This is a genomic window from Nocardia sp. NPDC056564, assembly GCF_042793755.1.
Lineage (GTDB): Bacteria > Actinomycetota > Actinomycetes > Mycobacteriales > Mycobacteriaceae > Nocardia.
Genome location: NZ_JBHTUR010000011.1, coordinates 204,227 through 225,764, shown reverse-complemented (window position 1 = coordinate 225,764; position 21,538 = coordinate 204,227). Strand labels below are relative to the sequence as shown.

Here is a 21,538-nt window from a genome sequence, read left to right as displayed (position 1 = left end):
GCATGAACAGGGCGTCCGCAGCCCGTTAACGTATTCAGGTGCAGTCCATTCAACACTGCACCTGAATACGGGGGTATTCGATGACTGGCGAACTTTCGGTGAACTTTACCGATCTACACCATTCGGCGGGGTGCCTGGCCGATTGGTGCGGGGACAGCACCGCGCTCTTCGAATCCGGGCATTCCGAGATTTCCTCGGCGTCCTCGGGTTGGGTAGGCAGTTCTCGCGCGGCGCTCGAGGGAGCGTTGGAAAAGTTGCGCGGCTCGGGTACCGCGTTGACCGGACGGCTCGACGGGCATTCGTCCCTGGTCACCGACGCGGTGCGCGAATTCAGCATGACCGAGCACAAATCCACGACCGAACTCGACCAGGTCGACCGGCCGCGCGGTCGGAGATTGCTGGATCTATGATCACGATCTCCGACATCGATCGGTGGAACGTGGCGGACATCGAGTCGGTATTCCAAGTCTGCACCTCGCACGCGCAACACTGCGACGAACGCGCGTCGAATCTCGGTAACCTGCAGATGTTCCAGACCTGGGACGGCGAAGCGGCGGAGGCGGCCAAGCAGTCGGTCGGCAAGACGCGCGTCGATTTCGACGCGCACGGCAAACACGTCGCCGCAATCGCCGCGGCCGCGAAGACCGCCGCCGAGGAGGTCGCCACGGTCAAAGCCAAACTGACCGGCCTGCGCGCCGAGGCCAAGACCGGCGGGTTCATGATCGGTGACGACGGCAAGGTCACCCGGGTTGTGCAGGGGCCCTACACCGCCGACCAGCTAGCCAAAATCGAGGCGAACCGGGTGGCGCTGCAACTCGAGGTCAACCGTTTGATGATCAATGCCCAGCTGGTGGACGCCGATCTCGCCGCGGCGATCAAAGGCGCCGACGGGCAACTCAGCGAAAGCGATCTGGCCAAGCAGAATCATCCGCCGGTATACGCCGCCGCATTCGGTCTCGCTTCCTTGGGATTGCCCGAGTATCCCAATGGTTCGCTGACCGATGTAGAGGTGCGCAACTACTATCTCGAAGCCGAGCGGCGCTTGGCGGCGCTCAATGAGCAGCTCGCGAAAACGGACATGCCGCTGGAAGAACGGGCCAGGATCGCCAGCGAGATTCGCAATGAGTTCCGCACCAAGGCGAGGGATTTGATGTCGAACCGAGCCGCGGCCGAAGAACTCATGAAGAAAGAGGGAAACCGGCCCTTCGATCAACTGATCGAAGACAAGATGGCGAAGAAGGGGATGACCCGCGAGCAGGCGTTGCAGGATGTCATCGACTCCTCGTCGAAGAGTCGCGGTGCGGTCAACGAGGCGCTGGGCGTCGATCCGAAGAATCCGCAGCTGCCAGACCCCAAGGAAGTGCAGGCACGGGTGCGCGGGCCCAACACTGGGCCGGGCACGCCGGACGTCACCGACACTGTGGCGGGTGCGGGCGAGGGTGCGGGCTCGAAGGCGCTGCGGGTCGCCGGTAAGGCGGCACTACCGCTGGCTGCGGCGTACGAGGTCTACGACGGCTACAACCAGGTGAAGGCGGGCAAAGAGACGGTGCCGGAAGCGGTCGGCAGTGGCGTGGGCGCGCTGGGCGGTATGGTGGCCGGCGCAGAGGGCGGCGCGATGATCGGTGCGGTCGGCGGCCCGGTCGGTGCTGCCGTCGGCGGCGTGGTCGGTGGTGTGGTCGGCGGCATCGCGGGCAGCTCGGTCGGCAAATGGATAGGTGGGTTGTTCTAGATGGCAGACGACGAGACCCCCATCTACGCGGCACTGGAATCCCTGGCGCTCAGTACTCACCGGGTCACCGACCCGAGCACTATCCCGGGCAGCGTCACGCTCGACCTCGATCCCGGTACCTGGGCTGAGATCGATGGCCGGAACATGGGCTATCTCAACGTGTTCGCGGCACAGCACGAGCAGCCGTCCCAGTTCCGGACCAATGTCGTGGTGGTGTTCACCCGCGTGATCGTCGGCCAGGGCGTCGATCTGGCCGGCCTGATCGGGCACTCGTTCACGGACTCGCGGCGGCTGCCCGACTGGTCCGAGCAGCATGCCGAGGTGTGGCCGCCGGCCGGTCGCCACAGCGGCTGGTCGATCCAGTGCGGCACCTACTCCGCCGCCGGCCAATTGCTGTACACCGTTACGCAATACGCGGTCTACCAGCGCGGGAACGTCGGCTATCTGCTGCAAGCGACGGGGACGACCACGGTCGAGCAAACGCCGGTGTTCGGTAGCCTGCTCGATAAGGTTGTGCGCAGCGTCAACTTCGACGACTGAAGGGGCAAGAACTCATGGTCAGACGCTCGGACGTGGTATCCGATCTGGAGGAAGCGCTCGCCGCGCACGTCGTCTTCGCCGAAGACCCGGCTGATGACACCTGGATGATCGGCCGGACGCCGACTCAGACGCTGCACGTACGGATGGGCAACTTTCCGGAGGAAGATCTCTGGTCGCTGTGGCTCGGCGACGGCAAGTGGATGGACTTCACCGAACCGCCGGCGGGCTGGACGCTGGAGCTCAGCGACGAGCGCTGGCCCGCCAGCGCTCGGCCTCGACTGCCCAAGGGCGAATTCCACGAATGATCAGGGCTGTCCCGGGCAGGCGGTGCCGGTGTAGGCCGGGTCGAGGGCTCGGTTGACGAGGTAGGCGACGGTGGGGGATTGGGGGAGGGTGCCGTGGTCGAAAGTGTCTGTGGGGCAGAAGTCTTGGATCCAGACGTTGTCGACCGTCGCACCGGGGCCCGCCTGGAGGAAGGTGGCTTCCGGTGGGGTGGAGGCGTCGTCGCGGGTGCTGGCGATCACGGTGTAGGTGATGCCGGGATCGGTGTCGCCCGCGGCGTTGACGGCACGCAGGAAGTCGCTGCCGACGAGCTGCTGGGCGGCCGCGACTCCGGCGACCGCGGTCAGGCCGGTGGAGAAGGCCGAGTGCGCACTGCCGGAGGTGAGCTGGCCCGCGACGCCACGCATGGTGGAGCCGTGATTGGTGCCGGCGAGGGAGACCAGGTGGTCGACCGCGGCGTCGCCGCCCTCGAAGCGCAGGTATTGCCGAGACATCAACGCGCCCTGGGAATGACCGACCAGATCGACCTTCGGCGCGTGCGTCGCGTCGCGCACGCGGTCGACGAAGGCGGCGAGTTCCTCGGCCGAGGCGTGGATGTCGCCGACGCCGTATATGCCGGGCAGCGCGCCGAGCACGCTCGCGGTGTCGCGGCCGTAGTTCAGCGAAAAGACGCAGTAGCCCGCGGCTTTCAGCTGCGGCGCGAGCACGTTCCAGTCGTTCTGATTGCCCCAGGTGCCGTGCACGAGGACCACGGGTCGTGGATGCGCGGCGGTGGGTACACAGGTCCAGTCGTCGGATCCCGCGGGCGGGATGCTGCCATCGGGATCCTTGCCCACTCCGGCGATCTCGCTCGCGGCCGATTGGCCGGGTTCCGCCTCGGCCTGCACCGCCGGGGCGCAGATGCCCGTGAGGATGCCCGCCGCCGCGCCTGCCGCCGTGAGGCGACGCCATCTCAGATTCATCGAAATCCGTTCTGCGATAAGTGGTTACCAGCGAATTGACGGGTCACCGCGGCACGGTCACCGGGTCGAGGCAGCTGGCGGCGGCATCGACCAGCGAGCAAGGCTGCGGCGCACGGGTCGGCCGGTAATCGGCGGGCACGCCGCCGGCCCCGGTGATGTCGGTGTAGGCGGCGACGGCGTCGGTGGGCCGCCGGGTGAGGCTCGGATCGGTCAGCACGTCGACGGTGAACAGGCCGAAGCGCGGTGCGTAGCTGCCCCATTCGTAGTTGTCGGTGAGGCTCCAGTAGTTGTAGCCAAGCACGTTCATGCCGTCGGCTTTCGCGCGCTGGATCCAATAGATCGTGTCGCGCAGGTCGTCGCCGCGGGTGTAGCCGTCGGCGCGCGGCTTGCCGTTCTCGGTGGGCATGCCGTTCTCGACGATGTAGAGCGGCTTGCCCGGAAACTGGCGCGAATAGTGTTGCAGGGCATAGTAGATGCCCTCCGGCTGCAACGGATTCTGCCAGAGCTGGGTCAGGTTCTGGCCCATCGAGGTGATGGTGTCCGGGGACATGCCGTAGTAGTAATCGATGCCGACGTAGTCGAGCCGTGCGGCGATCTTGTCGACGAACGGCTTGTTGATCGCGTCCTCGCCGGCCGGGATGTAGGCGACATTGCTGGTCACCATGGCGCCGGGCTGTACCTGGTGGATGTGGTCGTAGATGGCGTTGTGCGCCTGGGCCAGCCGATCCTGCATGCCGGGCACGTCGGTGGCGGGAAGGCCGCCGTGGCGCAGTTCGTTGAGCCCGTAGAAGGTCGGCTCGTTGAACGTCACCCAGAGCGGGTCGACGTGCGCGTACCGGTCGACCACGGTGCGGGCGTTGGCCAGCCAGTCCTCGACCATCCCCGGGTTGTGCCAGCCGCCGCGATCGACCTCCCAGCCGGGGAACACCCAGTGATCCAGGGTGATCATCGGCCGCATGCCTGCGGCGGTGATCTTCGCGATCACGTTGTCGTAGAAGCGGAATCCCTCCGGCGACCACGCGCCGGGCGCCGGCTGCACCCTGGCCCACTCGATGCTGATCCGATAAACCTTGACGCCGAGCCCGGCCGCCAGATCGATGTCGGAGGCGTAGCGGCTGTAGAAGTCGACCGAATCCCGGTACGGGTCCTCGGTTTTGCCCGCGGCGACGTAGCGGCTCCAATTGCTGTCCGGCGCGTGTCCTTCGGACTGATAGCCGGAGGCGGCGACGCCCCACAGGAAGTCCGGACCGAGCGGCGCGACCTGCGCGGGCGGTTCGGGGCGCGCGGCGGCGGAGCCGGGCAGACAGGTCAGAGCGGTGGCGGCGGCCAGGGCGGCCAGGCCGAGTCCGCGCAGACGGAATCGCATCGGGTGGTGCTCCCGTTCGTTGGGGGGACAAGCCGGGACCTCGGCGGACGCCGGGGCGAGTCGTGATGAAAACCGTACAACGCTCGGTTTTTGATGGCAAGGACGGACCCCGGCGTGCCTACACTGACCCGGTGGCGAAACGGGGTCCCTACGGCAAGGGCATCGAACGACGGGAGCGGATCCTCGAGGCGGCGCTGCGCACCATCGCCGAGCGCGGCTATCTGGCCACCTCGGTCGCCGAGCTGGCCGAGGCGGTCGGCCTGAGCCAGGGCGGGCTGCTGCACTATTTCGGCTCCAAAGAGGAGCTGTTCGTCGCGGTGCTGCGCAAGCGCGACGAGACCGACCTGGCGACCATGCGCGGCACGGCACCCGACGCGTTCGTGGCGGTGGTGCGGCGCAACGCGAAGGTGCCCGGCCTGATCGAGCTGTTCACCCACATGCAGGCGGCCGCTGCCGATCCGCGCCATCCCGCGCACGACTACATGCTGGAGCGCTACCGGCTCGGCACCGAGTCCTTCGCCCGGGCTCTGCGCGAGATGCAGCGGGCGGGCACGCTGCCCGACCGGATCGACGCCGACGCCGCGGCCACCATGTTCTTCGCGCTCGCCGACGGCCTCCAGGCCCGATGGTTGATCGATCCCACGATCGACATGGCGGCGCACCTCGAACACGCTTGGCGCCGTTATATCGGTGTCGGCTAGTCCGCCTGTTGCAGGCGCCGGGCCTGCTGCATCGTGGAAATCAGCGCGAGCGTCGATTCGGCGCCCTGATTCTCGTTCCGCCCGGTGGGCTCCAGTCCGTCACAGCAGCCGCCGCTGGCCGGATCGAGGAGCGGGGTGGCGACGTCGTTCGAGCCGCGGAACCACGCCTCGCACAACATGACCGCGTCTTTCCAGTGATAGTCCCCGGTGTCGTCGTAGGCGCGGGCGCAGGCGTCGGCCAGCGTCGCGACCTCGATCGGCTGCTGATCGAAACCAGGACGCTTCTCGCCGGTCGCCCAGCCGTCGACCGGGGTCACCGACAGATGGTCACCCGCGGTCTCGGTCTCCAGCAGCCAGCGCAGCATCGCCAGACCGTCGGCGTGGGTACGGCCCTGACCCGGTGCCGCGCCGGCCACCAGAAGCGCTTCGGCCAGCACGGCATTGGCGTAATGCAGCCGCGGTTCCGGCCAGCGCCAGTCCAGCCGCCGGGTCGGCGGGCCGATCAGTTCGGCCGCATCGGCCAGCAACGCCGGCGCGGCGAGATTGCCGGGATCGGCGCGCAGCGCCTCGGCCGCACCGAGCGCGGCGAAGGCCATCGCGCGCGGGAACTGCGACCGCCGCCCGGCCGCGATGGTGAAGTGCGCCAGCGCCTTTTCGGCGTACTCCGGCCGGTGCGCGGCGAGCGTGCCGAGCGCCCAGATGGCGCGTCCCCAGTGATCCTCCAGGCTCGGCTCGTCCTGCCAGGTGTGGTCGGTGCCGCGGCGATTGTGGCTGCGGCCGTCCGCGGTGAGGGCGTCGAAGACGAAGCTCGCGTACACCGGCACGAGCGCGTCCAGCTCGGCGGTCGGCTCCGGCTCCCGGAGCACGACGACCAGGGCGCGCGCGACATCGTCGACGCAGTAACCGTTTTCGAGCCGCGGGGCGGTGAATTTGGCGTGTTCGAAGATCCCCACGTCATCGCTGAGCCGTAACAGGTGTGCGTAGGAGATAGAGATGGTCTCGCTCATGCTGTCGCCAACTTCGCTTCGGCCTGTCGCGTCGGTGCGGCAAGCGCCTGGTAGTTCCTGCTCACTGCGGGCCAGAGTAGGTCTGGCGCACTGCGTTTCGCCTCGGTGCTCATCCGGGCCCGGCTCGGTGAACACCTGGTGCGGCGCGGACGCGATGGCGGTCGGTGATTCGCGATCGGCAAAGAGACCGGTGCCGCTCGACAGCAGTTCCCGCGAGTGCGGAAAGTCCGTCGATACCACTGGATTACCCGCTGCGACGGCATCTATCGGAACCAGTATGTCACTTGTTCGCGCGAGCCATACCACCCCGGGCTGTTCTCGCACGCCGCGCGCTGAGTTCGCGCACCCTCCGCTGGCGGCTGGCCGGTGGCGGGCACCGAACGTATTGTGCGGACATGGGTCTAGCGAAGCTTGCGGAAGAGTTCTGGAACTGGCGGCTGGCGACGGTACCCGACTCGAGTGACGACCTGCCTCGCGTCGAGCGGCCGGACGGCTGGCTGCCCGATTGGTCGCCGAAGGCGATCGCGGATCGCCGGGACGTGCTCGCCGAGCTGACCCGCAGGCACCGCGAACTCGACCTGTCCGACGAGCCGGTCGCGACGCGGGTCGACGGCAGGCTGCTCGGCTCGGCGCTGGCCAGGGTGCACTGGGAACTGGAGCTGATCCGGGCCTGGGAACTCGATCCCGGCTTCTATATCCAGCAAAGCCTCGGCCCGATCTATGTGGAGCTGCTCGCCTCGACGCCGTTCGACAGTGCCCGAGCGGGGCGGATCAGCGCGCTGCTGCGGCATGTGCCGCTCGTGCTCGAGCAGGCCAGAGCGAATCTCGCGGGCGTGGCCGGGGTGTCGTTCGCGCGCAGTGCACTGAGGCTGCTGGAGGAGAACGCGGGCTCGCTCGAGGCCGCGCTGAGCGCGCTGACCCCGTTCCTGCCGGACGAGTACGCGCCCGAACTGCCCGCCGCGACCAGGGTCGCGGTGGATGCCGTTGCGGCGTACCGGGATTGGCTGACCGAACAACTTCCGTCGCTCGGCGAGTCCGAGCCGGTCGGCCCGGAGGCGCTGGCCTACTTCCTGCATCGCGTTGCGCTGCTGCCCTATTCGGCCCGGCAGCTGCGCCAGATGGGCAGCCAGGAGTGGCATCGGGCCGTCGCGCTGGAAACTCAGCTGCGCACCCGGCATCGGGACGCGCCCGCGCCCGCGTTGCCCGCCGATGCGCAGGAACATGCGCGGCGCCAGGCCGTCGATGAGCTCGCCGTGCGCCGGTTCGCGGACGAGCGCGGTCTGCTCAGCCAGCCGGAAAGCCTGCGGCACTACCGATTCGCCCCGTTGCCGCCCTACCTCGAGCCGCTGACCTGGCTCGGCGTCACCGATGATCTGACCGGACCCGGCCGGATGGACGAGGACGCCATCCGATACATCCCCGCCCCGCACCCGGATCTGCCCTATTTCGATCGGGCCGCCGCGTTCGACGCCCGCACCGCGATCGTGCACGAGGGCGTCCACGCCCAGCAGGTCGCGATCGGCTGGCACCACGAGAATCCGGCCCGGCGGTGGTTCTACGACTCGGCGCCCAACGAGGGCATCGCGTTCAACTACGAGGAGCTGATGCTGCACGCCGGTCTGTTCGACGACGCGCCGGCCAGCGCGATCTTCGTGGCGAGTGCCATGCGGCTGCGGGCGTTACGCGTCGACGTCGACCTCGCGCTCGCCCTCGGTGAGATCTCCATCGAGGAGGCGGCCGATCGCCTCGCGATCGCCGTCCCGATGGATCGCGAGACCGCCTGGGACGAGGCGGTGTTCTTCGCCGGCAACCCCGGTCAAGCATTGAGCTACCAGATCGGCAAACTCCAGATTCAGGATCTGCTCAGCACGGCGGTCCGCGAGCTCGGCGACGAATTCGAGCTGAAGCGGTTCCACGACCGGCTGTGGCGCGAAGGGAATGTGCCGCTGGCGTTGCAGCGCTGGGAGCTGCTCGGCCTGCGTGACCACCTGGACGAGGCGGACCGCCTGGCGGGATAGGGTCGCGACATGCGGCGCTTCGCTCTGGTCAGTGCGTTCGTCCTGCTCTGCGGGGCCGGTGGGTGTGCGGCCGATACGAGCGAGACGGCCGCTCCTGGGCAGCATGAACGGGGCACGGTGGTGTCCTCGACTCCGGTCGCGCAGTTGTCGAACGCGGACACCGCGGCCTATCTGGCCGAGGGAAACTTCGATACTCCCGTGCGCAACGGAGTGGATGCGTATCGGGTCGACTATCGCACGATCGGAGCGAAGGGCGAGCCGACCACCGCGAGCGGATTGGTCGTGCTGCCGCGTACGGATTCGCCTCGGCTGCGCGTGGTCAGCTACGCGCACGGCACCCTGGCGGCGAAAAGCGATGCGCCGTCGGTGAACAGCCGGAGCCGTCCCGATCAGGCGCGCACCATCATGTTCGCGGCGGCGGGCTACGCGGCGATCGCTCCGGACTACCTCGGGCTGGGCGACGGGCCGGGGAGTCACCCCTTCGGGCACGCGCCGACCGAGGTCAGTGCCTCGGCCGACCTCTTGTTCGCGGCTAAAAGCATTGCCGCGCAACAACACCACGAACTCCATCGGGACGTGCTGGTGACCGGCTTCTCCCAAGGCGGCCATGCCGCAATGGCATTCGGCAAGGCGCTGCAGGCCGACGAGGTGCCAGGATTCGGTCTGGCCGCGCTGGCGCCGGTCAGCGGGCCGTACGCGCTCCGGGACGTCCAGACCCCCGCCGCACTGGACGGCCGGATCGCGCCGGGTCCGGCGGTGTTCTTCTTCGCCTACTGGCTCACCGCGATGAACCGGATCTATCACCTGTACGACGATCCGGCCGAGGCCTTCCAGGAGCCGTACGCCGGAAAGATCGAAGGTCTCTTCGACGGCACCCGCAACGAACTCACCATCGCCACCATGCTGCCCATCACCCCCGATCTACTGCTGACGCCGCGATTCCGCGCATGGGCGACCAACCCGACCGGCGCGGCCCTGACGGCGGTGACCGACAGCGACCGCACCTGCGACTGGACCCCGCGCGTGCCCGTGCGCCTCTATGCCGCCACCGCCGACCGCACTGTGCCCTATGCCAACGCCGAGCACTGCCTGCGCGCCCTGCGCAGTGCCGATGCCACCCTGCAAGACCTGGGCGCGGTGGACCACGGGACTTCCGCTCGCGTCGCTTTGCTGCGGATTCTCACCTGGTTCCAGCAGGTCGCGCCGGGCTGATCAGGCGTTCGCGGGCAGCTCGGTGCCCGCGCCGCGACGGCGGATGGCCACCAGGTCGTGGCGGGCGTCCGGGAGCGTGCGATCGTCGACACCTTCGATGGTGAAGCCTGCGTCGGCGATCATCTGGCGGTCGTCCGCGCCGGGTTGTCCCTCGCTGGTGAGATAGTCGCCGAGGAACATCGAGTTCGCCAGGTGCAGGGCCAACGGCTGCATGGCGCGCAGGTGGATCTCGCGCCCGCCCGCCAGTCGTACCTCGACGTCGGGGAAGAAGAACCGGAACAGCGCGAGAATGCGCAGGCAGCGGTCCGGGGTGAGCTCCCAGCGATCGCCGAGCGGTGTTCCCTCGAACGGGATCAGGAAGTTCACCGGTACCGAGTCCGGATCCAGATCACGCAGCGCGACAGCGAGATCCACGATATCGTCGGCGGATTCGCCCATCCCGAAGATCGCGCCGGAGCACGGTGACAGCCCCGCCGTCGTCGCCCGGCGCAGCGTGTCCACCCGATCATCGAAGGTGTGCGTCGAACAGATCTCCGCGTACCGGGCCTCGCTGGTATTCAGGTTGTGGCTGTAGGCGTGCGCGCCGGCTGCGGCGAGCCGCTCGGCCTGTCCGTCGGCCAGCAGCCCGAGGCAGACGCACACCTCGACCTGCGGGTTGTCCACCTTGATCGCCGCGATCGTGTCCTCGATCCGCCGGATGTCGCGCTCGCCCGGACCGCGGCCGCTCGCCACCAGGCACACCCGTTTGGCCCCGGCTCGAACGGCCTGATCGGCCACCTCCGCCGCCTTGCCCGGGGTGATCCACGAGTACTTGAGCACATCCGACGCGGACCCCAGCCGCTGCGAGCAGTAGCCGCAATCCTCCGGGCACAGGCCACTTTTCATGTTCACGATGGTGTTCAGCTTCACCCGCCGGCCGAAGAACTCGCGTCGTACCCGGCTGCCTGCGGCGACCACGTCGAGCAGCTCGAAAGATTCGGACAGAACGGACAATGCCTCCGACCGGGTCGGCGCCTCGCGTCGTAAAGCCTTGTCTACCAATTGATCCAGCAGTTCGGTACGCATGTCAGCCAACCTACCAACAGACTTGAACACCGTTCAAGTTTTTTCGTGAACGGTGTTCAAGTAGATCTTTATGCAGGGTGTATGTCTGAGGTGGTAGTTAGTTCCAGCCTGCCGGGTTGGCGAAGGATTCGCGGGAGATGCCGGAACCGGTTCGGGGGAAGTCGCCGACGCGGTTGTTGTCGACCACTGCCACGGTGGGATCGGCGGTCACCGCGGCGTAGAAGTCCTGGCCCATGGCGACGATGAAGCCGCGGCAGTACAGGAATCCGTCGTCGGAGCCGTCGGTGACCTCGTGGATGTCGGCGCGGTCTAGGTCATAGAGCTTTCGCTCCAGCAGACGGTCCAGTGCGGTCAGGTCCTCGGTGGACAGCGGCTCGCTGAGCGCTCGCAGGTGATCGAGGAACACGGGCAGGTGCTGGTCGATGGCGTACGCGGCATCGTCGTTGTCCCGGTGGATCAGGGCTCGGCGGAGGGTGGCGGATTCGTCGCCGACCAACTGCCAGGCCGATTCGATAATGGTCCAGAACCGGGTCTCGTCGGCCGCGGTGGGGAGCTCACTCACGCGGCGGACGGTATCAGGGCGGGCCGACGGGACATGGCGCTCATCACTGCGGACGTTTAGGCCGCGCGAGGTGGGTAGACGGTGAGTGACCCCGATCCGACCAGAAAGGCGTGAACGATGAGCCAACCCATCACCAGCACCCTCGACGCGGAGCAGCAGAAGATCGCGGGGGAGGCGCTCCGCGCCACCGTGATCGATCTGATCGACCTGTCGCTGATCGCCAAGCAGGCGCACTGGAATGTGATCGGCCGGAACTTCCGGTCGGTGCATCTGGCGTTGGACGAATTGGTTACGGCGGCAAGGGACTTCACCGATGCCGCGGCCGAGCGGGCGACCGCGATCGGGGTGAGCCCGGACGGCCGGGCGGCGACCGTGGCCAAGGAGACCGGTGCGCCAGGGTTCCCCGACGGCTGGCAGCAGGACACCGCCGTGATCGACGGGATCGTCGGCAATCTGACCGCGGTGATCAAGGGCCTGCGCGAGCGGATCGAGGCGACCGAGAAGGCCGACCCGGTCACGCAGGACCTGCTCATCGGCATCGCGGCGCGGCTAGAGCAGCTGCACTGGATGTGGCAGGCCCAGGTCGCGGCCGACTGAGCGGCTAGCGCGACAGGCCGTGTACGCGCGCGATGAGACGTTCCATCACCGTGCGCGGCAGCAGCCTGCGCACCGCGAACATCACCGGGGCATTGCTGCCGACGGCGTAGAGCGGGCGCGGCCGGTCGGCCTCGACGGCCTGCACGATCGTGTCCGCCACCCGCTCGGCGGTGATGCCTTTCCCCTGTGCCTCATCCAATTTCGCGATGAACCTGGTGAAATCGGCGGTGTGCGGCGAACCTTCGTTCAGATACTTCGTCCGGCGCTCGCGCAGCCCCGTATTGATCTGACCCGGTTCGACAGTCGAGATCCACACCCCGAAGGGGGACTCCTCGAACCGCGCCGCCACCGCGAAACCCTTCAGCGCCGCCTTGGTCGCGCCATAGGACGACCGGTACGGCATCGGGAAGCTGGCAATCATCGATCCCACCATCACCACCCGCCCGTACCCGCGCTCCCGCATGCCCGGCAGCACGGCCTGGGTCAGGGCGACCGGGCCGAGCACATTGAGCCGGAACAGCCGCTCCACCGCGCCGGTCGGCAGCTCCGCCAGCGGCCCCGCCTGACTCTCCCCGGCGTTGTTGACCAGCACGTCGACCTCGCCGAGCCCGGCCACGAACGCCTCGATCGACCCGGCGTCGGTCAAATCGAGGGCCCGGTACTCCACCCCCGCCACCCGAGCCGCATCGGAGATTCCCTCCGGCTTCCGGCTGGTCCCGATCACCCGATACCCCCGCGCCACCAACGCCGCGGCGGTCGCCTTCCCGATCCCGGACGAAGCACCGGTGACAACAGCAGTACGAGGCATAAGTGTTCTCCTTGAGCGGCGACTCCAGCCGACGATAGCCGCTCGCTCCCGAGGCGGGTGGTTCGGTGCGGGAAACGGGGGAGCAACGGGGGGTTTCGGGTTGGGGGTGGGGGATTGAACTTTGTGGGTGGTGGCGATCGGGGCAGGTGGCGGGGGGTGAGATGGGGCTAGGGTTGGCCGGCGCGATGGGGTTGGGGAGCTGTCGCGGGGACGTGTAGGCCGCTCGGATGTCGAGGAGAATGTGGTGGTTGTCGACACTGTTCGTGAGGAACAGGCGATTCATCAGTTGACGGAGCGGTTGGTCGAAAACTTCGGCGGCACTTACTCTGCGGAGCACATCGAGGGGATGGTGGAGGCGGCTCGACGGCGGTTCGCCGGGCATCCGGTGCGGACGTTCATTCCGATTCTGGTCGAGCGGTATGTCCGTCGACAGCTGGAAGGTGCGGGGGAGGTGGCGGCGGCTGCCGGTCCCGATACCGCGCGGACGCGCAGGGCCAAGCATCAGGCGGAAACGGGTGACCGTCGATTGCCCGCCGCGTTTCGGGAAACCTGGTCGGCGAACAAGCGTTTCGCGCCCGCGGCGGTTGCCGCGGTAGTGGCGGCGCTGGTGGTGGTGACCGTGGTCGCGGTGGCGCTGGCGGTGCGGCAGCCGAGTTCGCCGCCGCGGGCGGCGGCGCCGGGGGCGTCGTCGCTGACGCTGGTGCGCGGCGTGGTCGGGTCCGAGAAGATGTCGTTCTTCCAGGATCCGAAGGTGGCGCAGGTGCTGGCGCGCAACGGATTCGAGGTCGAGGTGGACTCGGCGGGGTCGCGGGAGATCGCCACTTCGGTGGATCTCGGGAAGTACGCGTTCGCGTTTCCGTCGAGTGAGCAGGCCGCGGAGCGAATTCAACGGCAGCGCAACGTGAGTGCGAAGTACATTCCGTTCTCCTCGCCGATGGCGATCGCGACGTTCACCCCGATCGCGGATCTGCTCGCCAAAGCCGGTGTGGTGCACCAGGGTCCGGTGCCGACCTTCGACATGGCTCCGTATCTGCGCATGGTCGGCAACAACACGCGGTGGGACCAGCTCGGCGACAACACCGTGTACTCGGTGCGCAAGAACGTGCTGATCTCCACGACCGATCCGCGCAGCTCGAACTCCGCGGCGATGTACCTGGCGATCGCGGGCTATGTCGCGAACAACAACACGATCGTGCAGGGAACCTCCGCCGAGCAGGACGTAATCCCGACGGTGTCAAGGCTTTTCGTCGGGCAGGGCTACACGCAGAGCAGCAGCGAGGGCCCCTTCGACGCTTATCTCGCCGCCGGCCTGGGCCCGACGCCGCTGGTCTGGATCTACGAGTCGCAGTTCGTGGACGCCACCGTGCGCGGCCAGATCAAGCCAGACATGACGCTGCTGTACCCGTCGCCGACCATCATGTCCCGGCACACGCTGGTGCCGTTCGGCGAGGCGGGCGACCGGGTCGGCCGGCTGCTGTCCACCGATCCCGAACTGCAACGCCTCGCGGCGGTGCACGGCTTCCGCACCGGCGATGCCGCTCAATTCGCCGCGGTGACCACCGAGCACCGGATTCCGGTCGCCGCCGACCTCATCGACGTGATCACCACGCCGACCTTCGACACACTGGAGCGGCTGCTCGACGGAGTCGGCAAGTCCTACAACTGATCCGGATCGCCGCCGGGTTTCGGCGGACGCTGTCGGGGCATAATTGTCGCATCAGGTACCGGCCGACCAGCCGGTATCGCGGCGTGAGGTAAACCAGCATGACAGTCGACGGTCCATACGAGATTCCCCCGCTCGATGGCGCCGCGGATATCACCCGCGCCACGGAGCCGCAGCCAGGCGAAACATTGGCCAATACGCGGAACTGGGCCGGCTTCGGGCTGCTGTTCATCGGCGTGATCATCGCCGTCGTGGCCGCTGTGGTCGCGATGTGGGGCTTCGGCAGCGCGGCCCTCGCCATCACGATTTTCGCCGTGGTGACCCTGCTCGCGGGCGCGGCGCTCGTGGCATTCGAGCTCCTGCGCGGACGCAAGCGCGCCGGCCACGCACCCCAGGACGCCCCCGCCTGGCAGGTCATCGTCCCGCCCGGAAAGTGAGTCCGCCGATTCGCGTTGTGCAAGCGGCGATTCCGTCGACTACCCGGCCGGGGCCGAACTCGACGCGCTGATCGGCACCCGGTCTTCGGCCTCGCGCACCCGCCGCGGAACTCGGCCGCGGGCTCGCTGTCTGATGAGCGCGTGGGCGGTCGGGTGCTGTGACCTGTGCTCGATCGGTGCAGTACCGGCGGCAATTCGCTGAGATGCGGGTGAAAGGTCGGTGAGACGTAAGCCCCGGAGTATCGACCGCAGCATCAGCCAGCAACGCTCGGAGGAACGTCCATGAATCGCCGAACACTCTGCACGATCGCGCTCACCGTCCTGGTCGCCGGCGCGGGCGCCGCCTGCTCCGACGACAAGAGCAGCAGCGCCGCCCCGGCCACCAGCAGCCCCGCGGCAGCGGCGGCACAGAGCCCGGGCACCCCGGGGGACTACTGCCAGCAGATGATCCAGTTGTCGCTCAAGACGAGGGAACTGGGCTCGAAGTCGGACATCAACAACCTCGACTACGGGCAGACCGCCGACCTGTTCGATCAGATCAAGGGCGACGCGCCCGCCGAGGTGGCCGGCGATATCGACACGATCAGCGCGGGCTACCGGGCGATTTCGAAGGGCCAGGCCACGATCGCCTCCGTCGGCCCGGAGATCGCCAAGGCCACCCTGCACATGACCCAGGTCAACATGGAGAAGTGCGGACCGCCCAGCACACCTCGGTAAACCAGGACTCCGAAGGAGACAAAACGAATGGATCCGACGAATCCCGATGTCCGGCTGCACGTGCACCGGTGGGGCGCGGGGCCGCCGGTCGTGCTGGTGCACGGCGGGATTCTCGGCGGCCGCGGAGCCTGGCGCGCGCAACGACCGCTGACCGAACGGTGGACCCTGCTCGCGCCGGACCGCCCCGGTCACGGCGGGACGCCCGCGGCGGGACGGCAGGATTTCGAGCCGGAAGCGCGGCTGCTCGCCGATCAGCTGCTGGACCGGCCGGTGCATCTGGTCGGGTTGTCCTACGGCGCGATCGTGTCGATGTATGCCGCGGCCCTGCGACCCGAGCACGTCCGATCGCTCACCGTTGTCGAGCCGCCGTTGTTCGGCATCGCCCGCGGCAACCCCGCGGTCGACGACATGTCCGCCGCGACGCGCGCCCTGATCGAAGACCTGGACCTGCCGGCGGAGACTGCGTTGGCGCGGTTCTTCGAGGTCGAAGGGGTACCCGTCGCCCTCGGGGAATCGGTGCCGCGGGTGCTGACCGACGGGATGCGGCGGCTGCAAGGCGCGCGGCCGCCGGACGAGGCCGCGCCGCCCATGCGACTGCTCCGGTCGGCGGGCTTTCCGATCCTGGTGGTCTCCGGCGGGCACCTGGAGGCGAACGAGATCATCTGCGACGCCATCGCCGAACAGACCGGCGCCGAACGCGCGGTATGCGCGGGGATGGGACACCTGGTGCCGGACACCGGTGCGCCGTTCAACGCGCTGCTGGAGAAGTTCTTCGAGCAGAGCGGCGCGCCTCAGCAGATGCCGTGACCGGCGCGGTCGGTGTGGCCCGAGGCAGGCCGCACCGGGGCCGGAGGGGTATCCCGGTGCGACCCGCCGTCAGATCAGCCCTGGCCGAGCATGCCGCGCATGGTGTCGATCTCCGCCCGCTGGCTGTCGATGATGGTGCGGGCCAAGGCCTTCGACTCGGCGTTCGTGCCGTCGGCGAGTTCGGTCTCGGCCATGGCGACCGCGCCGGTGTGGTGCTCGATCATCATGGTCAGCCACTGCCGGTCGAAGTCCGGGCCGGCGGCCGCTTGCAGTGCGGTCATCTGGTCGGCGCTCATCATGCCGGGCATGGTGTGGCCGCCGTGTCCGCCCGCGGTCGGGGCGGGCTTGCCGAAGCTTTGCAGCAGGGTGGTGATCTGCTGCAACTCGGGGGCTTGAGCCCGCTCGACGTTCGCGGCGAGGGTGCGCAACTGCTGGTTCTGGCTGTGACTCGGCACCAGCTTCGCCATGTCGACCGCCTGGGCATGATGCGGGTACATCATCTGGAGGAAGGTGACGTCGGCGTCGTTGAAGTCGGTGCGGGACGCCGGCGCGCTCGCGGACGCGAGGGTGCTGGACGTGCCGTGCTCCATGCCGGGCATGGCGTCGTTGTCGCTACAGCCGCTCAGGACGAGGGCGGTGGCCGCGGTGCCGGCGACGACGGCGGTGGTGATGCGGGTACGGCTGATGAACATGGTTGTACTCCTTGGGAATTGCGCATGATCGGAATTCGGGCAGGACGAACACGGCGACCGTTCGAGCGGGTCGCCGGGTACCTGTCAGATCCGCAGAATCGACAATTCGGCTAGGGAGAGCACGGTCCACGGCGGTGCACGTTCCCGCCGTGGCCGCCGATGACGCAGTCGCGCAACGTCATTGCCGGGGTGGGGGAGGCCTAGCCGGTACAACAGGACCAGCGCGAGCAGCAGCGCAGCGGCGGCCAGGATGAACACACAGCCGTGCATTCCGCCGTGCGTGCCGCTGCATCCGCCGCCCGCGCAATCCGGTTTCGGCGCACCGTGATCGGCGTCGGGCAGCACGGCGGGCCCGGTGTGGGTCGTCGACGTCGCCAGGCGGCCTCGGCCATCTTTTCCGGTGATACGGTGGTCGGCCGGCAGCGTGTCCGGCGTGGTGTCGTCCGGCACGGTGCGCGAGGTCGTCCCGTTCATCAGGGCGTACTCGTGGTGTGTCGCACCGAAGTCTGGCATCTGCCCCATGTCGTCGGTCGGGTCGCTACCCGCCGGCGCATGATCGGCGGCGGCCGCCACCGCGTGGCCGTGCACCGCGAACACCGCCGCATGCATCGCCACGATTCCGGCGAGGAGCACCAGCACGCCGAGCGCCCGGGCGAGCCCGGATGCGCGGAGCGGCAGGTGCTGTTCGACCACGCGGCCAGTGTAGTGACGACGATCCGCTCCGGTGTCGATACCCCCTGGCGGTACGGGTACCTACGGGGTGGCGACGTCGATGACCAGCCGGGTCGGGTTGCTCAGCGCGCTGACGACGAACCCGGGCCGGTCCGCGTTCACGCCGATGAACGACTGCGTGGTGCCCTCGAACACGGTGTTGCGGTACACGCCCGCGATGCCGGGGGCGCTCGGATCGGTGGCGGGGTCGGGACCCGCGTACGGCGCCACGGCGCTGTCGAACGGGTACGCCGAGCCGAGAATCTGCACCTCGAGGATGGATTTCCCGGCCACGTCCACCGGCTTGCCGCTGCCGTCCTGCACGGCCCGGTCGGCGTACTGGACGATCCAGCCGGGGGTGCCCTGGCCGCCGAGGTCGTAGACGACGCGGTCGAAGCCGGGCTGGTGACCGATCCGGATGCCGGTGACGGTCAGGCCCGCGTCGCCGGAGGCCGGGCCGCGTTTGGGCGTGGCGTCGTGCGGGACCTTCGGCGCCTCGGCCACCGTCGCGGTGGACGGGGTGGTCGTCGCAGGGGTGCCGGCGGTGGATCCGTTGTCGCCGCAGCCCGCGAGCAGTGCCGTCGCAGCGGCGATGGTCAACACCATCCTGTTACGCATGGGGCTGATGGTAAACCGCGAGCCGGGCGCTGCGCGGGATTTGCGGGTTTCTCGATGTTTGCCGTCGGAAGTACTTTCGGGTGAACCGGGCGCGGGGCTGTCTCGTAGTTGTCGATGACCGGACGCGAATCGCGCGTCATCGATCGATCCGGAGGATCTGAATAATGCTGTCGACCAAGCACTTCCAGCGAGCCGCACTGCCATTCGCCGCTGCCTCGGTGATTCTCGCCGGTTTGCTGAGTGCGTGCGGAAGCTCCGACTCGGCGAAGGCGGTGCCCGCGCCCGCACCTGCTCCGGTGGCGGCAACGACCTCGGCGGTGGCTCCGGCGGGTGCGCCGCAGAGCCAGGCGCCGGCCAAGACGCAGGGCTGGCTCGAGGTGTATAGCGGAACGGCGCCGACCGGCACGAATGCCGTTCAGCTCACGATCGCGAACAATAACGCTGTCGGACAGTACGTTACGGCCACGGACCGCGCGCTGTACCGATTCGACAACGACACCGCGAAGCCGCCGAAGTCGAACTGCGCGGGCGCCTGCGCCGCCACCTGGCCGCCGCTGCTCGTGCAGCGCGGTCAGGCCGTGTACGCCGCCGGTGTGGACCCGCAACTCGTCGGCTTCGTCGAACGTGCTGATGGCGCATGCCAAATCACCATCGCGGGCTGGCCGGTCTACTTCTTCGCCAAGGACCAGAAGGCGGGCGATCTGCTCGGTCAAGGGGTCGGCGGGGTGTGGCATGCGGTGACCCCCACCGGCGGCAAAGCCGGCGTCAATTGAGTGAAATCTGCTGTGGCACTATGAGTTATGGCAAATGAACATGAGACTGTGCGGTTTGCTGGCGCCGGTTTGCCGGGGTCGATGTGACCCTGGGGCAACGATCTAGCACACTTGAGGAGTGGCAGATATCGAGGACGTGCTGAGCCGGCTGCGGCGGTATCCGGATGTGGAGGCGTTAAACCTCTATGCCGTGGATGCCGCCGACCGGCTGATCCTCGACGTCGCCGACGAGGCTCTCGCCGTCGCCGATAGCGGGAAGATAGCTATCCTCGGTGACGCGTACGGCGCGCTGACCATCGGCGCGATCGCCGCGCACGACCTGCGCGGCGTCCGGGTGTACCAGGATCTGCTGACCGGCGAGCTCGCGCTCGCCAACAACGCCCGCGCCCTCGGCTACGCAGATCGCTACACCGCGTATCCGCTCGGCCCCGAGTTGCTGAGCGGCGTCCGCGTGGTGCTGCTCCGGCTGCCGCGTGCGCTCGCCGGACTCGCCGAGGTCGCCGACGCCATCGCGCGCTACGCCGACCCCGAGGTGGTGGTGGTCGCGGGCGGCCGGGACAAGTATCTGACCAAGTCGATGAACGAGATTCTGGCCCAATCGTTTTCCGAGGTGCGGGCCAGCCGTGGCCGGCAGAAGTCACGCACGCTGCTGGTCAGCGGGCCGAAGCCGGTCGGCGATCCGCCGTTCCCGGTCCGCGACCGGCTCGACGAGCTCGGCATCGACGTGGTCGCGCACGGCGCCGCCTTCTCCGGCGCTCGCCTGGACATCGGCACCCGGTTCCTGCTGGACCACCTCAAGTGGATGAAGCCCGACGCCCGCGAGGCCATCGACCTCGGCTGCGGCACCGGGATACTGGCCGTCGCGCTGGCCAGGGCCAGGCCCGCGCTCCGGGTGCTCGGCACCGATCAATCCGCGGCCGCGGTGGCCTCGGCGCGGGCGACCGTGGCCGTCAACGGGGTCGCGGAACGGGTCACCGTGGTGCGCGACGACGCCATGTCCTCGGCCGCCGACAACAGCGCCGACCTCGTGCTGTGCAATCCGCCGTTCCACGTCGGCGCCGCCGTGCACACCGGATCGGCGATCAAGATGTTCGCCGAGACCGGTCGCGTGCTGCGTCCGGGCGGCGAGCTGTGGACGGTTTTCAACTCACATCTCAACTATCGCGGGGTGATCGAGCGCATGGTCGGCCGCACCGACGTGGTCGGGCGCAACCGCAAGTTCACGGTCACTCGGTCCGTGCGTGGCCTGCGCGACGCGCAGCAGCGGTAGAGTCCGAATTGTCCGCGTCGGCGACTCCCTCGGGAACTTGCGCCGCGCAGCAAACGTTGGACCTAGCAGTTGGTTCTCGAGCGAGAGCTCGACGAACAGCGGCAACGACCAGAAAGGGACGCAAGTGCGTAGCACAAGCAATCCGGTTTTCCGAAACTTGCCTCGGCAAGAGGGTGGTGGCTACGCCAACTTCGGTTCGGGCGTGACCGGGGCGGGCCAGATGGGCCAGCAGTTCGGTAATCAGTACGGCCAGCAGTACCAGCAGCCGCAGCCGTACCAGCAGCCCACCGCGACCCGCGCCATGACCATCGACGACGTGGTGACCAAGACGGCCATCACGCTGGGCGTGCTGGCGCTGTCGGCGATTATCTCCTACGGCCTGACCAACGCGAACAACTCGCTGGCCCCGCTGTTCGTCATCGGCGGCGGCCTGGTCGGCCTGGTGCTGGTGCTCGTCGCGACGTTCGCCAGGAAGATGGACAACCCGGTCATCGTGTTGTCCTACGCGGTGTTCGAGGGCCTGTTCGTCGGCGCGCTGTCGTTCATGTTCACCAACATCTCCTTCGGCGGGGTCGGCGGCAGCGCGATGATCGCGCAGGCCGTACTCGGCACGTTTGGTGTGTTCGCGGGCATGCTGGTCGTCTACAAGACCGGCGCGATTCGCGTGACGCCGCGCTTCACCCGGATGGTCGTCGGCGCCATGATCGGCGTGCTGGTGCTCGCACTGGGCAACCTGGTCGCCAGCTTCTTCATCTCCGGCGGCCTCGGCCTGCGTGACGGCGGCCCGCTGGCGATCATCTTCAGCCTGGTGGTCATCGCGATCGCCGCGTTCAGCTTCCTGCTCGACTTCGACGCCGCCGATCAGCTGATCCGCGCGCAGGCGCCGGAGAAGGCGGCCTGGGGCGTTGCGCTCGGCCTGACCGTCACCCTGGTGTGGCTGTACGTCGAGATCCTGCGACTGCTGAGCTACTTCAACAACGATTGACGGCGGCGGGTTGCGA

Annotated in this window: 24 protein-coding genes; 15 read left to right on the top strand and 9 right to left on the bottom strand. The window is 68.2% G+C overall.

Translation table 11 applies throughout. The features are described from left to right. Window positions 1-80: 80 nt before the first annotated feature. Genes ACFQ9K_RS26530 through ACFQ9K_RS26515 form a run of 4 tightly spaced genes read left to right on the top strand, consistent with a single transcriptional unit; the run spans window position 81 to window position 2,574 of the window. Window positions 81-410, top strand: coding sequence for a hypothetical protein (locus ACFQ9K_RS26530; protein WP_378713839.1), 330 nt, complete (start codon window positions 81-83; stop codon window positions 408-410). Between the two features lie 29 nt (window positions 411-439). Next, complete coding sequence (locus ACFQ9K_RS26525; protein WP_378713841.1) at window positions 440-1,729, top strand: phage head morphogenesis protein; 1,290 nt, start codon at window positions 440-442, stop codon at window positions 1,727-1,729. Further along, window positions 1,730-2,269 carry an LpqN/LpqT family lipoprotein gene (locus ACFQ9K_RS26520; RefSeq protein ID WP_378713843.1) on the top strand — a complete coding sequence of 180 codons (540 nt, stop codon included), beginning with the start codon at window positions 1,730-1,732 and terminating at the stop codon, window positions 2,267-2,269. Between the two features lie 14 nt (window positions 2,270-2,283). Next, entirely contained in the window at window positions 2,284-2,574 is a 291-nt protein-coding gene (locus tag ACFQ9K_RS26515) for a hypothetical protein (protein ID WP_378713846.1), read from the top strand. On the opposite strand, the gene ACFQ9K_RS26510 is transcribed toward ACFQ9K_RS26515, so the two are convergent. Both ACFQ9K_RS26510 and ACFQ9K_RS26505 read right to left on the bottom strand, forming a co-directional pair. Continuing rightward, on the bottom strand, window positions 2,575-3,513 hold the full coding sequence (locus ACFQ9K_RS26510) for an esterase/lipase family protein (RefSeq protein ID WP_378713848.1): 939 nt from the start codon (window positions 3,511-3,513) through the stop codon (window positions 2,575-2,577). It abuts the gene before it with no gap. 43 nt (window positions 3,514-3,556) lie between these two features. After that, window positions 3,557-4,879 (bottom strand): glycoside hydrolase family 1 protein, encoded by a 1,323-nt coding sequence (locus tag ACFQ9K_RS26505; RefSeq protein WP_378713850.1) that lies wholly within the window; start codon window positions 4,877-4,879, stop codon window positions 3,557-3,559. A 131-nt stretch (window positions 4,880-5,010) separates the two neighbouring features. Here ACFQ9K_RS26505 and ACFQ9K_RS26500 point away from each other — a divergent pair, with 131 nt between their 5' ends. Beyond that, window positions 5,011-5,580 carry a TetR/AcrR family transcriptional regulator gene (locus ACFQ9K_RS26500; RefSeq protein ID WP_378713851.1) on the top strand — a complete coding sequence of 190 codons (570 nt, stop codon included), beginning with the start codon at window positions 5,011-5,013 and terminating at the stop codon, window positions 5,578-5,580. On the opposite strand, the gene ACFQ9K_RS26495 is transcribed toward ACFQ9K_RS26500, so the two are convergent. Then, window positions 5,577-6,587: a glycosyltransferase gene (locus ACFQ9K_RS26495; protein ID WP_378713853.1), complete on the bottom strand. Its 1,011-nt coding sequence runs from the start codon at window positions 6,585-6,587 to the stop codon at window positions 5,577-5,579. The genes ACFQ9K_RS26500 and ACFQ9K_RS26495 overlap by 4 nt on opposite strands. 395 nt (window positions 6,588-6,982) lie before the next feature. Here ACFQ9K_RS26495 and ACFQ9K_RS26490 point away from each other — a divergent pair, with 395 nt between their 5' ends. Together ACFQ9K_RS26490 and ACFQ9K_RS26485 are read left to right on the top strand one after the other, a co-directional pair. Next, the gene (locus ACFQ9K_RS26490; protein ID WP_378713854.1) at window positions 6,983-8,605 is read left to right on the top strand and encodes a DUF885 family protein; all 1,623 of its coding nucleotides are present in this window, start codon (window positions 6,983-6,985) and stop codon (window positions 8,603-8,605) included. A gap of 9 nt (window positions 8,606-8,614) precedes the next feature. Next, on the top strand, window positions 8,615-9,817 hold the full coding sequence (locus ACFQ9K_RS26485; RefSeq protein WP_378713855.1) for a hypothetical protein: 1,203 nt from the start codon (window positions 8,615-8,617) through the stop codon (window positions 9,815-9,817). Here the strand turns inward: ACFQ9K_RS26485 and bioB are convergent, their stop codons facing one another. Both bioB and ACFQ9K_RS26475 read right to left on the bottom strand, forming a co-directional pair. Further along, window positions 9,818-10,882, bottom strand: coding sequence for a biotin synthase BioB (bioB, locus tag ACFQ9K_RS26480; protein WP_378713856.1), 1,065 nt, complete (start codon window positions 10,880-10,882; stop codon window positions 9,818-9,820). 97 nt (window positions 10,883-10,979) lie between these two features. Further along, the gene (locus ACFQ9K_RS26475; RefSeq protein WP_378713857.1) at window positions 10,980-11,444 is read right to left on the bottom strand and encodes a DUF4240 domain-containing protein; all 465 of its coding nucleotides are present in this window, start codon (window positions 11,442-11,444) and stop codon (window positions 10,980-10,982) included. A 117-nt stretch (window positions 11,445-11,561) separates the two neighbouring features. On the opposite strand from ACFQ9K_RS26475, the gene ACFQ9K_RS26470 reads away from it, so the two are divergent. Further along, entirely contained in the window at window positions 11,562-12,041 is a 480-nt protein-coding gene (locus tag ACFQ9K_RS26470; protein WP_378713858.1) for a Dps family protein, read from the top strand. Window positions 12,042-12,045: 4 nt separating this feature from the next. Here the strand turns inward: ACFQ9K_RS26470 and ACFQ9K_RS26465 are convergent, their stop codons facing one another. After that, on the bottom strand, window positions 12,046-12,849 hold the full coding sequence (locus tag ACFQ9K_RS26465; RefSeq protein WP_378713859.1) for an SDR family oxidoreductase: 804 nt from the start codon (window positions 12,847-12,849) through the stop codon (window positions 12,046-12,048). A gap of 244 nt (window positions 12,850-13,093) precedes the next feature. Between ACFQ9K_RS26465 and ACFQ9K_RS26460 the strand changes: the two genes are divergently transcribed. The 4 genes from ACFQ9K_RS26460 to ACFQ9K_RS26445 all read left to right on the top strand — a co-directional run bounded on the left by ACFQ9K_RS26460 (window position 13,094) and on the right by ACFQ9K_RS26445 (window position 16,473). Continuing rightward, a complete protein-coding gene (locus tag ACFQ9K_RS26460) occupies window positions 13,094-14,515 on the top strand; it encodes a three-helix bundle dimerization domain-containing protein (protein ID WP_378713860.1) in 1,422 nt (473 codons plus the stop codon). 98 nt (window positions 14,516-14,613) lie between these two features. Further along, the gene (locus ACFQ9K_RS26455) at window positions 14,614-14,949 is read left to right on the top strand and encodes a hypothetical protein (protein WP_378713861.1); all 336 of its coding nucleotides are present in this window, start codon (window positions 14,614-14,616) and stop codon (window positions 14,947-14,949) included. A 282-nt stretch (window positions 14,950-15,231) separates the two neighbouring features. After that, entirely contained in the window at window positions 15,232-15,666 is a 435-nt protein-coding gene (locus ACFQ9K_RS26450; RefSeq protein ID WP_378713863.1) for a hypothetical protein, read from the top strand. A gap of 27 nt (window positions 15,667-15,693) precedes the next feature. After that, on the top strand, window positions 15,694-16,473 hold the full coding sequence (locus tag ACFQ9K_RS26445) for an alpha/beta fold hydrolase (RefSeq protein WP_378713864.1): 780 nt from the start codon (window positions 15,694-15,696) through the stop codon (window positions 16,471-16,473). Between the two features lie 74 nt (window positions 16,474-16,547). Here the strand turns inward: ACFQ9K_RS26445 and ACFQ9K_RS26440 are convergent, their stop codons facing one another. The 3 genes from ACFQ9K_RS26440 to ACFQ9K_RS26430 form a co-directional block, all read right to left on the bottom strand. Continuing rightward, entirely contained in the window at window positions 16,548-17,165 is a 618-nt protein-coding gene (locus ACFQ9K_RS26440) for a DUF305 domain-containing protein (protein WP_378713865.1), read from the bottom strand. Window positions 17,166-17,249: 84 nt separating this feature from the next. Further along, the gene (locus ACFQ9K_RS26435; protein WP_378713867.1) at window positions 17,250-17,858 is read right to left on the bottom strand and encodes a DUF6153 family protein; all 609 of its coding nucleotides are present in this window, start codon (window positions 17,856-17,858) and stop codon (window positions 17,250-17,252) included. Window positions 17,859-17,918: 60 nt separating this feature from the next. Further along, window positions 17,919-18,494: a hypothetical protein gene (locus ACFQ9K_RS26430; RefSeq protein WP_378713869.1), complete on the bottom strand. Its 576-nt coding sequence runs from the start codon at window positions 18,492-18,494 to the stop codon at window positions 17,919-17,921. A gap of 164 nt (window positions 18,495-18,658) precedes the next feature. On the opposite strand from ACFQ9K_RS26430, the gene ACFQ9K_RS26425 reads away from it, so the two are divergent. The 3 genes from ACFQ9K_RS26425 to ACFQ9K_RS26415 all read left to right on the top strand — a co-directional run bounded on the left by ACFQ9K_RS26425 (window position 18,659) and on the right by ACFQ9K_RS26415 (window position 21,522). Continuing rightward, window positions 18,659-19,267 carry a hypothetical protein gene (locus tag ACFQ9K_RS26425; protein ID WP_378713871.1) on the top strand — a complete coding sequence of 203 codons (609 nt, stop codon included), beginning with the start codon at window positions 18,659-18,661 and terminating at the stop codon, window positions 19,265-19,267. A gap of 118 nt (window positions 19,268-19,385) precedes the next feature. Beyond that, the gene (locus ACFQ9K_RS26420; protein ID WP_378713873.1) at window positions 19,386-20,537 is read left to right on the top strand and encodes a class I SAM-dependent methyltransferase; all 1,152 of its coding nucleotides are present in this window, start codon (window positions 19,386-19,388) and stop codon (window positions 20,535-20,537) included. A 124-nt stretch (window positions 20,538-20,661) separates the two neighbouring features. Then, the gene (locus ACFQ9K_RS26415; RefSeq protein WP_378713875.1) at window positions 20,662-21,522 is read left to right on the top strand and encodes a Bax inhibitor-1/YccA family protein; all 861 of its coding nucleotides are present in this window, start codon (window positions 20,662-20,664) and stop codon (window positions 21,520-21,522) included. Window positions 21,523-21,538: the final 16 nt, after the last annotated feature.